The 13,073-nt window shown below is 28.0% G+C and carries 11 protein-coding genes; 4 read left to right on the top strand and 7 right to left on the bottom strand.

Translation table 11 applies throughout. The features are described 5' to 3' along the window. Positions 1–49 precede the first annotated feature (49 nt). Complete coding sequence (locus T514_RS23840; RefSeq protein WP_034868179.1) at positions 50–1,417, bottom strand: APC family permease; 1,368 nt, start codon at positions 1,415–1,417, stop codon at positions 50–52. 253 nt (positions 1,418–1,670) lie between these two features. Here T514_RS23840 and T514_RS0105415 point away from each other — a divergent pair, with 253 nt between their 5' ends. Then, positions 1,671–2,423, top strand: coding sequence for an MBL fold metallo-hydrolase (locus T514_RS0105415; protein WP_027623861.1), 753 nt, complete (start codon positions 1,671–1,673; stop codon positions 2,421–2,423). A gap of 70 nt (positions 2,424–2,493) precedes the next feature. On the opposite strand, the gene T514_RS23835 is transcribed toward T514_RS0105415, so the two are convergent. Next, positions 2,494–4,266 (bottom strand): sensor histidine kinase, encoded by a 1,773-nt coding sequence (locus T514_RS23835; protein WP_051541789.1) that lies wholly within the window; start codon positions 4,264–4,266, stop codon positions 2,494–2,496. Next, on the bottom strand, positions 4,244–4,933 hold the full coding sequence (locus T514_RS0105405) for a response regulator transcription factor (RefSeq protein ID WP_027623860.1): 690 nt from the start codon (positions 4,931–4,933) through the stop codon (positions 4,244–4,246). The genes T514_RS23835 and T514_RS0105405 overlap by 23 nt, the downstream gene beginning before the upstream one ends. A 225-nt stretch (positions 4,934–5,158) precedes the next feature. On the opposite strand from T514_RS0105405, the gene T514_RS0105400 reads away from it, so the two are divergent. Then, complete coding sequence (locus T514_RS0105400) at positions 5,159–6,082, top strand: glycoside hydrolase family 73 protein (RefSeq protein WP_027623859.1); 924 nt, start codon at positions 5,159–5,161, stop codon at positions 6,080–6,082. A 191-nt stretch (positions 6,083–6,273) separates the two neighbouring features. On the opposite strand, the gene T514_RS0105395 is transcribed toward T514_RS0105400, so the two are convergent. Next, entirely contained in the window at positions 6,274–7,257 is a 984-nt protein-coding gene (locus tag T514_RS0105395) for an HD-GYP domain-containing protein (protein ID WP_027623858.1), read from the bottom strand. 264 nt (positions 7,258–7,521) lie between these two features. Here T514_RS0105395 and T514_RS0105390 point away from each other — a divergent pair, with 264 nt between their 5' ends. Then, positions 7,522–8,001, top strand: a complete 480-nt coding sequence (locus tag T514_RS0105390; RefSeq protein ID WP_027623857.1) for a hypothetical protein — start codon at positions 7,522–7,524, stop codon at positions 7,999–8,001. Between the two features lies 1 nt (position 8,002). Continuing rightward, positions 8,003–9,301 (top strand): DUF4097 family beta strand repeat-containing protein, encoded by a 1,299-nt coding sequence (locus tag T514_RS0105385; RefSeq protein ID WP_027623856.1) that lies wholly within the window; start codon positions 8,003–8,005, stop codon positions 9,299–9,301. 236 nt (positions 9,302–9,537) lie between these two features. Here the strand turns inward: T514_RS0105385 and T514_RS0105380 are convergent, their stop codons facing one another. The 3 genes from T514_RS0105380 to T514_RS0105365 form a co-directional block, all read right to left on the bottom strand. Beyond that, positions 9,538–10,344, bottom strand: a complete 807-nt coding sequence (locus T514_RS0105380; protein ID WP_027623855.1) for an alpha/beta fold hydrolase — start codon at positions 10,342–10,344, stop codon at positions 9,538–9,540. Positions 10,345–10,553: 209 nt separating this feature from the next. After that, positions 10,554–11,855 (bottom strand): NCS2 family permease, encoded by a 1,302-nt coding sequence (locus T514_RS0105375; protein WP_027623854.1) that lies wholly within the window; start codon positions 11,853–11,855, stop codon positions 10,554–10,556. Between the two features lie 105 nt (positions 11,856–11,960). Beyond that, positions 11,961–13,013, bottom strand: a complete 1,053-nt coding sequence (locus T514_RS0105365) for a DNA polymerase IV (protein ID WP_027623853.1) — start codon at positions 13,011–13,013, stop codon at positions 11,961–11,963. Positions 13,014–13,073 lie beyond the last annotated feature (60 nt).

The following is a 13,073-nucleotide window of genomic DNA, read 5'->3' as shown; positions in this document are numbered from 1 at the left end:
ATATTTTAAATTTATTTCAAATTTAAAATATGAGCCTAAAATTATAATATTATTCTAATAAATCAATATACATATCTTTGTTTCCCATAACAGATATGTTCTTTCTTTTCTGATAAAAATACATTGGCACTCCTGCTCCCATTAATACTAAGCAATAAATTATGCTCTCTAAACCTGATCCATATATTGCCCATACTGCATATACAAACCCTAACATTGGTATTAAGGAGTATTTTAGCAACTGGAGAAATGTAGAATTTCTATTTCCCTTTTTCCATAACTTAATATCTGCTAATGATGTGCAAGCATATATAGGCAAACATGATAGATTTGATAAAAGTATCATGAAAGTAAATAGTTGGGATAAACTTTTTGTATAATTCATTGCAAGCAATATATTTCCTAAAACTGCTGCTATTATTAGTGATGATGATGGTGTTTGATATTTAGGACTAATTCCTTGAAATATCTTTGGAAACATATTATCTTTAGCTGCTGCATAAGACATTCTAGCTGTAGTTAATATGGTAGCAAAGGCCGTTCCAAATATGCCTATAAGTTCCGTTATAATAACTATATATGCAAATGTATTACCAAAGTAAGGCGCTAATATTTCTACATAATTTTCATCCACTTTAGCCAAATCCTTTGGACTTATAGCTGCCATAGTTGAGAAACTTAAAGTAAAATATAATATAATACTTATACCTATACCCAATATAGTAGCAAGCTTTACATTTCTTTTTGCATTTTTAACCTCTCCAGCTGAAACTGCTGCTGCTTCAAATCCAGAAAATGCCCATAATGTTATTGAGATAGCTGCACTTACTGATCCAAGTCCTTTTCCTTCTGGGAAAAGAGGGGTTATGTTTTTCATATTAAATTTAGATCCTGTTACAAAAACAAACACTATAGATAAAATTATTACTGCTGTAGTTAATATAGTTTGAAACATTGCTGCTTCCTCTATTCCCTTTATATTTATATATGTAAACACCCATAATACCGCACTTGTAAATAAAAATGCTGCTAGTCTATTTTCATTTAAAAATGGTATAAACGCAGCTACATAAGCTGTTGCTGATACTAAAGATGCTATAATAGCTATCCAATAGGAATTCCAAAACAGCCAAGCATTTGTAAATCCCATAAAGTTTCCAAAAGCTTCTTTTACATATTCATAAGGTCCTCCTGTTTTGGGAATTTTAGCTCCTAAATTTGCAAAAGATAACCCCATAAAAATTGCTCCTAATCCACTTATAATCCAACCTAGCATAGCAGAACCTGGACTACACTCTCGTGATAAGGATGCTACTAACAAAAAAATACCAGATCCCATAACATTCCCAGTTACTATGGCCGTGGTAGATATAAGCCCTAATCCCTTTTTTAAATCCACCTCTTCTCTCTCTTTCATTATTTCCCCATTCCTTTCTAATAAACAATCAATTAAAACTTCCCTTAGTTAAAGTTCTGCTTCACCCAAACTTTACCTATGAAATAAATAACAATTTATGATTAAATTTAGCATAAGTATACAATTCATGTCAATAAATTTTATTATATATATTCATGCTAAAGCCTAAAACTTTATTTATACTAAAGACACTTAAAATGATATAATAATTTGTAAAGCTACTATGAAAATATTTTTATGAGGTGTTTTATATATGGAAAAAATAGACGCTAAAATTCACTATTTATATCATGATGGTTTTGCAGTAGAAACTAAAAATTGTTTTTTAATATTTGATTACTATAATAATAAACCTATTGGTGGAGAAATGAACTTATCAAATGGAGTAATTGGTTCTGAAGATCTTAACAACAAAAAAAATGTATTCGTATTTTCCTCACATGGTCATCGCGATCATTTTAACCCTGTTATATTGGAATGGCAAAAATATAATCCTAATATAAAATATATTTTAAGCAGCGATATAACTCTACCTGAATATAAAAACAATTACTATATAGTTTGGGAAAATAAAACTTTAGAATTAGAAAATATTTATATAAGAACCTTTCACTCCACAGATATTGGAGTAGCCTTTCTAGTTCAAGTAGATGGTATAACCTTATTTCATTCTGGTGATTTTAACTGGTGGAATTGGACAGATGAACCTATAGAAAATAGAGTAAAAATGGAATTAGATTTTAAAAAAGAAATGAATAGAATTTGTGAGCACAATATAGATATTGCATTTTTCCCTGTAGATCCAAGATTACATGAGTTTAGCCATATTGGTGGAGAATATTTTATAAATAAAGTTCACCCTAGAATGTTTATTCCAATGCACTTTTGGGCTAAAACTTCTATTACTAAAAAGTTTAAAGATAAGCTATTTGAAAATTGCAATGAATTATCCACTAATATAGTTGAAATAACTTCTCGAGGACAATTTATAACTTTTATAAAATAAATGTTTCTTACATTGATAATTGGAAAAGTATAGTCCCTAAGTAGTTAAAAATCTCTAGGGACTATATTGATTAATTATTATTTAAAATTATAAATACCTTAAATAAATCTCCTTCCTTATCTATATACATACTTCCTCCATGAATTTCTACTATACTTTTTGCTATTGCTAGTCCAAGTCCAGAACCTTCCACCTGGGAATTTCTAGATTGATCTGCTCTTTTAAAACGTTCAAATATTTCTTCTACATCAAAATTCATTTCGTAAGATGCTATATTTTTAAATGAAATTAATATTTCTCCTTCCTTTTCTGATATATCTATATATACCCTTGTATTTTCCATAGAATATTTCAACGCATTAGAAACTAAGTTTTCTATTGCCCTTGAAATTTGTTTACCATCTACACAAAGTATAACTTTATCCTTAAATGAATTTAATTTAAATTTTATATTTTTTCCACTATAATAGTTGGAATATTCCCCCAAAACCTGTTGTATAAGCTCTACTATATCTATATCTTCCCTATGAATTTCTATATTACCACTGTTAATTTTAGATATCTGAAATAAGTCCTCAATTAAAGTTTTAAGTCGTAATGACTTATTTTCTAAAATTTTAAGATAATCTCTTTTCTCCTCTTCAGATATATCTTCTCTTCCTAAAATATCTATATAGTTTATTATAGAAGTCAATGGAGTTTTTAAATCATGTGATACATTGGATATAAGCTCAGTTTTCAATCTTTCGTTTTGTATCCTTTCCTCTAGTGCTTTTGAATAACCATACCTTATAGTATTTATATTTTTAGCCAGCTTTGCAAATGGGCTATTTCCATTTTCTTCTATGATTATGGAAAAATCCCCCTTTGATATTAATTCTGTGTTTTTTACAATATGATGAAAGTACCTAGATTTTTTGGATAAAATATACGTGATTATAGATATATAAGCTATCATGTATACAATACCAGAGAAAAAGACCCAATTGCTATTCCCATAACAATCCAAGTAATGCATTGTAACCATAACAACTATTGCAAATACAATCAATGAGATAGTTAGCAACATAACTAAACCATTGGTGCCTCTATCAGTATTAACTATAGATAGCATTTTCTTTACACCACTACATACTTTTTTAAGCAACTTATATATAGTAGAACTTTTTATATTATCTTGAAACTTTTTCTTATCATATTTACCTACGTAACTTATAATATCAAATATAAATATGATTAAAAATACAAGCCATACTACTATAATTTTCAACTGTTCTTTAGCTACATTTATTCTATTTATTATACTTGGTATAGATTGATCTAAATTTTCATAATTAATATCATACCAATAGTATTCCGTAAACTCATTAGCTGTTTTTAAATATTTCAAATGCTCATTATCATCTAAAATAAATGGTGCTATATCTTCATTACCTTTTTTATAGTAATCAAATGAATTATTTTTTATATAGTTTTCAATTTCATTTTTATTTATATTTGTATTGATATTGGTATATGTTTTTCCCGTTTTATTATCCACTATATAAATGCTCACTGGATGGTGCATAAATTGTCTTTTAAAAGTTCCACTACTTATTTCTTCATTTCTAATTTTATTCATATAGTCTGTATAGCTATAAATATATGAGCTAACTGCTTTAGCATCCCTTATAAATTCTATTTTTATAAAAGTTTTTTTATCTCTTAGAATATAAATTCCATCATTTACAAAACACCCCATAGCTGTAAAAGCCACTACGGAAAATATCGCCATAATTATTATTCTTCTTAAATAGGTTCCAAACAATATTCTATTTAAACTACTTTTCAATTTTGTATCCAAGTCCCCACACCACCTTTATGTATTTTGGATCTTTAGGATTTATTTCAATTTTTTCTCTTATTCTTCTTATATGAACCGCTACAGTATTTTCACTATTGTAGAATGGTTCCTCCCATACATTTTCATATATCTGCTCTATAGATAAAACTCTTCCTGCATTTTCTGATAAAAATAATATTATTTTATATTCTAATGGAGTTAACTTTACCTCTTCCCCATCTATACTTGCAGTTTTTGCCCCCTTATCTATAGCTAATCCTCCTATTTTTATCTCCTCACTATTTATTTTTCCATCTCCTAAATTTAAATATCTTCTAAGTTGAGATTTTACTCTAGCCACTAATTCTAATGGGTTAAATGGCTTTGTAACATAATCATCTGCCCCTATTTCTAAGCCTAAAATTTTATCATTATCCTCTGACTTTGCAGAAAGCATTATTATAGGTATATTTCTTTTTTCCCTAACTTTTAGGCAAGTTCTTATACCATCTAATTTTGGCATCATTACATCCAATATTATAAGGTGTATTTCTTCTCTTTCCAGTATATCCAAAGCTTCTATTCCATCTTCTGCCTTAAAACTACTTATGTTGCTTCCTCTTAAATATATTTCTATTGCATCTCTTATTTCTTTTTCATCGTCTACGATTAAAACATTATTTTTCATAGTCTCCTCCATAAGCATCTACTCTTTACTATATCTATATTCGTGTACAAATGTCATTTTTCCCCCTCCTTTTCTTATTTTATATATATTAAATTGTATATATGGAGAATTACAAACCAGTTTACAAAATTATTAAGAATTTATTAAGATAATACTTAATTCTATTTTTATAAATGTTTGTTATAATAAATAGGTATATAAATTTTAAATAAGGTAAGTGATAAGATGAGATTATTGAAAAGATTATTATTTAAATTAATGTTCTTTATAATATTTATAGTTTTTATATTTAAGGTTATAAATGTGTTTAGCCCTAAAAAAACTATTCTGCCCAATTCTGCCATGAAAATTTACATTAATGCTTCCGATGAAATAAGTAAAGATAAACTTCAGGTAAATTGGAAATACGTAGCAGCATTAGATGCAGTTAATATTGATAATGATTTTTCAAAGACTAATATAAATAATGCAAAGGAATTAGCAAGTGAATTTATTGAAATAAACAATACTGGAAGTAAATTTAAAAATTCTAATTATAAATTACTATCCTTAGAAGAAGTCATGAATAAACTTTCCTATGATAATAAGAAAAAAGAAAAAACTTACAAATATTTAGATACTTTAAAAAATAGATACTTAGTAGATGTAACTGAAAATAAAATAAACTTTATAAAGGAGCTAACTCCTGTTGCTATAAATATATATAAAAACTATGATATTCTTCCTTCTGTTGCAATCGGACAAGCTATTTTAGAATCTAGTTGGGGACAATCTGACCTTTCTGCAGATTATAATAATTTATTTGGAATAAAATCCACAAAATCTTGGAAAGGTAAAACCGTAAAAATGAAAACCTCTGAAAACTATAATGATACTATAGTAGCTACTTTTAGGGCATACGCATCTAAAAAGGAATCTTTAGATGATTATGCACAATTTCTAAAAAATAATAAAAGATATAAAGAAAATGGTGTTTTTAAAGCTGTTGATTATATAAGCCAAGCCAAATCAATTGATAAAGCAGGTTATAGTACAAAACAAGACGAGACCGGTAAAAATATGTATGCTGATCTTCTTACTGAAATTATAAAAGAATATAATTTACAGCTTATAGATAGTATGATTCAGGAAGATTTCTTCCAAAACTAGCATCTCCTATTAAATTTTATAATTAAATAGCTGATGATAAATATTTATCAGCAGCTATTTTTTATCCGATGACTACCCGCTCTAATACTCCCATCTTCTTCAAAGTGGGAGTAAAGAGCGGCTACGTCCCTGGATAACGATTTCTAAGCTTCAGTGGGAGTAAAAACTCCTTCTGAAGCCAAGAACTCTGTTTATAATATTATTTTATCTATAAATAAGGTTAGATGATCCATTAAGTTTATTAATTTAGGTTCATTATTTATAAAAACTCCTATAATAGGTCTTAAAGGATAATTCTTATTCTGCATAACTACTGTTGCATTCAATCCATTATTAAGTTTTATAGGTAGACCATTAGGATAACAATAAATTGATTTTATGAAATCCTTATATACATTCTGACTAAACTTTGAACTTGCTTGAGCAGTTATTCTTTCTATGGTTTCATTTATTAAATTTTTATTTATGTCACTTATAAGATTTATATAATAATCGCATATATGCACAACTTTTGCTAATTCATATATTTTCTCTCCAGTTATTCCTTCTGGATATCCACTACCATCCTCATTTTCATGGTGTTGACATATTGTCATATATACTGTAGTTGGAAAAGCATTTACACCTTTAATAAATTTATATCCTTCTTCTGCATGCTTTTCTCCATCTGAAAACATCTTTCCTATATCATGTAGAAGCGCTGCCATTGCTAAATTTTTTAGTTGCTTTTTATTATACTCTCTGTTAATACCAATAATAATAGATAAAATACAAACATCTATAGAATGTATATATATATCTATATCACCACTATTTTTTATAATATCATTAAATATAAAGGCATTTTCAGATAAATTAACATTATCAATCATCTCATCTACCATAGAAGATATAATTTTCTCTTCTATTTTTCTTTCTTTCTTTGCCCTTTCAAAAACCTGCTTTAAAATGCCGATATTTTTTAGCTTAATAGACATATCTAAAACATGCTGTACACTTAAGTCGTTATTTTCATCTTCTATATATGTAGTATTAATTCCAAAATTTTTGATTCTTTCTATCATACTGTCTGTAAAAACATACCCTTTGTTTAGGAATACCTTACCATCCTGATTGTATATTGGTGTAGCAAGAACTTTATTTATTAGTTTTTCGTTAACAAGTACTAGTTTCATATTTTCCCTCTATTCTATAATTGTATTATGATTTTGGTTTATATTCCATCAATGTATGTTATCGTACAAATACGACAAATTTTAATATTTTACTACAAAATTTTATTTTTTATTCGCCAGTTCCCAATTTGTGTAATAAATTTTTAATGTAAAAATCTTATGAAGAAATTAAGAAAAAATTAATAATATATCTAACTTTTAATTAAGAAGTTTCAAGTATGATATTTACAAATGAAAAATTAAATCTATAAGGAGATGTTTATTATGCAAAATAAAAAATTCTTGGCCTTTTTCTTTTCTCTAATTCCTGGAGCAGGTCATATGTATATTGGATTACAACGAAAAGGCGTACAACTTATGGTTTCGTTTTTTCTATTGATAACCTTATGTAGTTGGATTGACATTCCTTTACTTACAATATTTATACCTGTAATCTGGTTCTATAGTATTTTTGATGTAAGAAAAATTTTAAACTCAGGAGTTATTCCAGATGATACATTAAATTTTAATATTCCATTAAATATAAATGGAAATAAAACTTTTGCTTATATTCTAATATTTATAGGTGCTATGTCTTTATTAAGAAATGTAATCCTTCCTATTACAGGTGTCTATATAAGTTGGGAAGTAACTCACTATTTTAAAACTATTGTATGTTCATTGATATTTATAGGTGTTGGTATTAAACTTCTTATGGGAAAAAAAAGACTACTATTGCCTGGTAAAAAGGAGGACTTAAAATAAAATGCGTCAATGGAGAGTAGGTTCCTTAACCTTAGGTTTAACTTTAATTTTTACAGGAATAATATTTATAATTGGTAATACAGTGGATATGACTCTGATGGGAAAAGTTATAAAATTTTGGCCTATCATATTTATATTACTTGGTATAGAAATTTTAGTATCTAGTTGTTTGGCCCAAAAAGGCAATGAAAAGCTTAAACTCGGTGGAATTAGTATTTTTATGTTTTTCATAATATTTATTCTATGTGGATGCTTTTTTATAGGTAATATGGTTATAGACTTTACCAAAGATGGAATGAAAATTCGTGATTTCTATAACTTAAAGTATACGCATCAATCTAAATTCACTAAAAACTATACAGTAAACCCTAAAAACTCTGGTAGATTAATTATAAATACTAGATCTGCAAATGTATCTATTGATAAATCTTCAAGCAACAATATAGAAATTACAGCAGACGGAACTATAGCATGTAATGATGAAAAGCTTATTAAAACTCTACCTAATTCTTTAGTTAAAATATCTGAAGGCAATACTATTGGAATAACTACTGATAATAGATATGACAATTTTAACAATAACTCTGCTCAAGTTAATTTAAATCTTCATATTAAAGTGCCAGAAAAAATTTATGCTGAAGTATTAAATTCATTTGGAAATACAGAAGTTAAAAACTTATCTAAAGGACTAAAAGTAACAAATAAAAATGGTTCTATATTAGTAGAAAATATCTCTGGAAATTTACTTACAGAAAACTCTTTCGGAAAGACTTCTATAGACAATATAAAGGGAAATGTAACTGCTCAATCTAAAAATGGAAATCTAGAAGCAGTTAATATCACTGGATCCTTAGACGCTAAAAATTCCTTTGGAGAAACTTCTATAAACAATATAAACGGAAATGTAACTACTCAATCTAAAAATGGAAACTTAGAAGTAATTAAAGTTAACGGATCTCTTAATGCGAAAAATTCTTTTGGTCTTATAGATGTATCTGATATATCCGGAAAAATAGATGTATCTAATAATAATGGTAACACAAAACTTGAAAGTTCAAAAACTATAAATAAAGATATAACTTTAACTAGTAAATTCGGAAATGTTAATTTATCATTTCCTAAAGAACAAACTGGTCATTTTATGTTAAACACTAAATTTGGCAAAATAAACAACGACTTTGATTTGCCTATAGATAAATCTGAAACTAATAAAGAGTCTGTAGATAAAACTATTGGAAATAGCACTCTACCTATAAAAATATATAATGATAATGGAAGTATTGATATTAGCTCTAGATAATAAAAAAGTGTGCCGCAATCAAAAAAAGTGCGACACACTTTTTTTAGAGTACATATTATAGAGCACAGAGTACAGATCATGGAGGCTTTTTTTCCGTTAACACTACAGAAAACCTTAAATTAATAATCCATTCATGCTACGGATAGCGTATTTATTAAATAATTTAAAATTTTTCGTAATGCCAATGGAGAAAAATTATCCTTATCCGTACTCTTTGCTCTTTGCTCTAAAAAATCTTATCCAACAAACTCTTTTATTAAGGAATTAAACTTTTCTGCTTCATCCCAGAAAAGCATATGACTGCAATTTTCAAAGAATTCTGTTCTAGCACCCTTTACTTTTTCTCCTACATAAGCGCTACCTTCCCATGGGAATACCTGACTCTTTCTACCAACACACACTAAAGTAGGTATATTTATATATGGTAAGAAATCCCTCCAATCAAGATTTGTGTGATCTCTCATTATTTCTATTTTTACTCTTGCTGGACATTTCATAATTTCATCTACCAAGAAATTTAATTCTTCTTCTGTTGGTTCATGGTTCAAACATGCTCTTACAGTACCTTCAGCTGCTCCCTTTTCTGCATAAGTTAAATCTCCACATAATCTTACAAAAGCCTCTACATCATAGCATCCAGTTTGTCCCCATTTCCAATCTGGTCCTATATATTGAGCTGGAGATTGATCAACTGATACTAATTTTGAAATTCTCTTATTACCAAATAACTCTAAGTAGCTCCATAATATTGAAGCTCCCATAGACCAACCTATAGCAGTAACACCTTGTACATTTAAGTATTCTAAAAGTTCTTCTATATCTTTAGCAAATCTTGAAATTCTATAACCATGCCCAGGTTTCTCTGAATCACCATGGCCCCTCAAATCCATTGCAATGACTTTATATTCTTTACTTAATTCATTTATATTTCTATCAAAAAAATGTATACTGCATGACCATCCTGGAATAAATAAAACTGGCTTTCCTTCTCCTTTAACTTCGTAGTATATTTGTACATTGTCATTTGTTTTGAAAAAACTCATATAAATTTCCCCCTAGCAATTTTATATAGTAATTTGGATAATATTATAATAAATTCTACATATTATACCATTATCCATTCAATTACCATTATAAATATCTATACTTAAAAAATCAATTTAAATTCAAAACTATTAGCAATGTAATTACAAATTATCGAAATAAAAAAAGTGCGCTGCAGTTTAAAAAGATTGCTTCGCACTTTTTTAAATCATGAAATCCCATGTAATATAAAGTTAATAAAAAATATAATTGAAATTATATACATAGGAATAGAAACTTCCTTAGCTTTTTTATTAGCTATTTTAACAATTGGATATGCAATAAATCCAAAAGCCATACCATCCACAATACTAAATGTAAGCGGTACCATAATTATAGTTAAAAATGCTGGAAAACCTTCTGAGAAATCATTGAAGTCTATATTCAATGTATTTTTCATCATTAAACCACCTATAATTATTAATATAGGTGAAATAGCACAATTAGGTATTATCCTTATTATTGGAAGAAAAAATAATGATAATAAAAATAAAACTCCCGTAACAATAGACGTTAACCCTGTCTTTCCACCTGCTGCTATTCCTGCTGCACTTTCTATAGTTGCTACAGTAGGACTTGTACCAAATATTCCACAGGTAATAGCTGATAGCGCGCAAGCTTTAAAACCTTTTTTATACTTATGTGGTTGCTTTAGCATTACATTAATCTGTCCATGAAGTAATCCTAAGTTTTCAAAAACCAATACTAAAGTTAATGAAAATACGGCTATCCAAAAAGATAATGATGCAATTTTACTAAAATCCATAGTTAAAAATACTTGCTTATAACTACTTAAAGAAAAGTTAGAGAATGTAATCTGTGAAATATCCACAAGGCCAAATAAATAAGCAATAACAGTTCCTCCTACCATACTTATAAGAAAGTTACCAGGTACCTCCATAATAAATAATACTAAAGTAGCAACTAAATTTATAAAGGTTACATAAACCTGAGTCTCATTAAAATGACCTAGTGCAACAAAGGTCTTTGGACTACCAATTATAATTCCACTTTTCTGTAAACCAATAAAAGTGATTAAAAGTCCAATTCCAACGGTTATAGCTTCTTTTAAAGAAGTTGGAATAGATTCTGTTAAAGTAGTAGCTAATTTTGTAAAAGTTACTATAGAAAATACAATTCCTGATATAAAAACCGCTGCCAAAGCCTGCTGCCAAGATAATCCCATTACTCCTGCTATAGTGTATGAAAATAATGCATTTACTCCCATACCTGGTACCATAATAACTGGTGCATTACTCATAAAAGCTATAATCAGGCATCCTACAAAAGAAGATAATACCGTAGCAATAATAGCACCTTCTACAGGTAATCCTGCATCTGAAAGTATAGATGAATTAACAGCAATAATATACACTATGGCAAAAAAAGCTGTAAGTCCGGCTATTACTTCTCCTTTCACTGTAGCATTTTGTTCCTTTAAATTAAATAAATTATTAAGTTTTTTGCTCAATTCTCTCTTCCTTTTTTATTTTTCCCTCTCCCTCCCACATCACTATAATGTGATGTACTAATATTATATTTAAAAATTAAAATATAATCAAACATACTTTTTATTTTACAGAAAATCATTTAGTGTTAATTGCTTAATTTTATTTTCCATTAAACTTGATAAAGTAAGTCCTATTAATCTTATATCATCCTCAAACTCTATATCATCCAATATTTCACAGGCAATACAATAAATATCATCTTCATTTTTTATATAATAATTTAATGTTTTACTTCTAGTATGGCTAATAAAATTAGCAGTCTTTATTTTTACTGTAACTGTTTTACCTATCATATTCTTTTTACTTAAGCTAATATCTATATTATGAGCAAAGTGTTTTAAATATTTCTTCATTTCTTCTTTATCCTTTATATCTTTCTTTAAGGTTACTTCATTCCCAATAGATTTTCTTTCTCTATCAATCTTAACTTCCCTTTTGTCTATTCCTCTTATTCTTTCATATATTTCTACCCCAAACTTTCCAAAATACTCAACACAAAATTCCTTTGATAATTTATACATATCTTCTATAGTAAACACACCTATATTATGTAACTTTTGAACAGATCTTTGACCAATTCCATAAACCTTACTTATTGGTAAAGGTTTTAGTATATTAGGGATCATTTCTTCTGTTATCATTTTTATTCCATTAGGTTTGTTCCAATCAGATGCAAGTTTAGCTAAGAATTTGTTATAAGAAATCCCCACAGAAATAGTCAATCCAATCTTATCCTTTATTCTTTGCTTTATGCATAAAGCTACCTCTATTGGGTCAATTGATACATTTGTTATATCTAAGTATGCTTCATCTATGGACAAGGGCTCTATTATAGATGTTACAGAATAAAGTATTTCAAATATTTCTCTTGAAATTTCTCTATACCTTTCATGCCTCGTGGGAAGATATACTCCAAAAGGGCACCTTTTTCTAGCTATATACATTGGCATAGCAGAATGTACTCCATATTTTCTAGCTTCATAAGAAGCAGTAGCTACTACTCCTCTTTCTCCTATCCCCCCTACAATTACTGGCTTTCCTTTAAGATTCGGGTTATCTTTTTGTTCTACTGATGCAAAAAAAGCATCCATATCCACATGCATAATAACTCTATCCATAGTTTTCAACTCTCCACTATATAAGGCCACATTTAAAAAATAAATAAGTCAGTATGCTAG

It is taken from the genome of Clostridium lundense DSM 17049 (genome assembly GCF_000619945.1).
In the GTDB taxonomy this organism is placed as follows: Bacteria; Bacillota; Clostridia; order Clostridiales; family Clostridiaceae; genus Clostridium_AO; species Clostridium_AO lundense.
This window is presented reverse-complemented; position numbering and strand designations above follow the sequence as displayed.

Bases quoted from the DNA above. Each gene is read 5' to 3' on its own strand.
- T514_RS0105365 (WP_027623853.1), bottom strand. From the start codon at position 13,013: ATGGATAGAGTTATTATGCATGTGGATATGGATGCTTTTTTTGCATCA.
- T514_RS0105415 (WP_027623861.1), top strand. From the start codon at position 1,671: ATGGAAAAAATAGACGCTAAAATTCACTATTTATATCATGATGGTTTT.
- T514_RS0105400 (WP_027623859.1), top strand. From the start codon at position 5,159: ATGAGATTATTGAAAAGATTATTATTTAAATTAATGTTCTTTATAATA.
- T514_RS0105385 (WP_027623856.1), top strand. From the start codon at position 8,003: ATGCGTCAATGGAGAGTAGGTTCCTTAACCTTAGGTTTAACTTTAATT.
- T514_RS0105390 (WP_027623857.1), top strand. From the start codon at position 7,522: ATGCAAAATAAAAAATTCTTGGCCTTTTTCTTTTCTCTAATTCCTGGA.
- T514_RS0105405 (WP_027623860.1), bottom strand. From the start codon at position 4,933: ATGAAAAATAATGTTTTAATCGTAGACGATGAAAAAGAAATAAGAGAT.
- T514_RS0105395 (WP_027623858.1), bottom strand. From the start codon at position 7,257: ATGAAACTAGTACTTGTTAACGAAAAACTAATAAATAAAGTTCTTGCT.
- T514_RS23840 (WP_034868179.1), bottom strand. From the start codon at position 1,417: ATGAAAGAGAGAGAAGAGGTGGATTTAAAAAAGGGATTAGGGCTTATA.
- T514_RS0105380 (WP_027623855.1), bottom strand. From the start codon at position 10,344: ATGAGTTTTTTCAAAACAAATGACAATGTACAAATATACTACGAAGTT.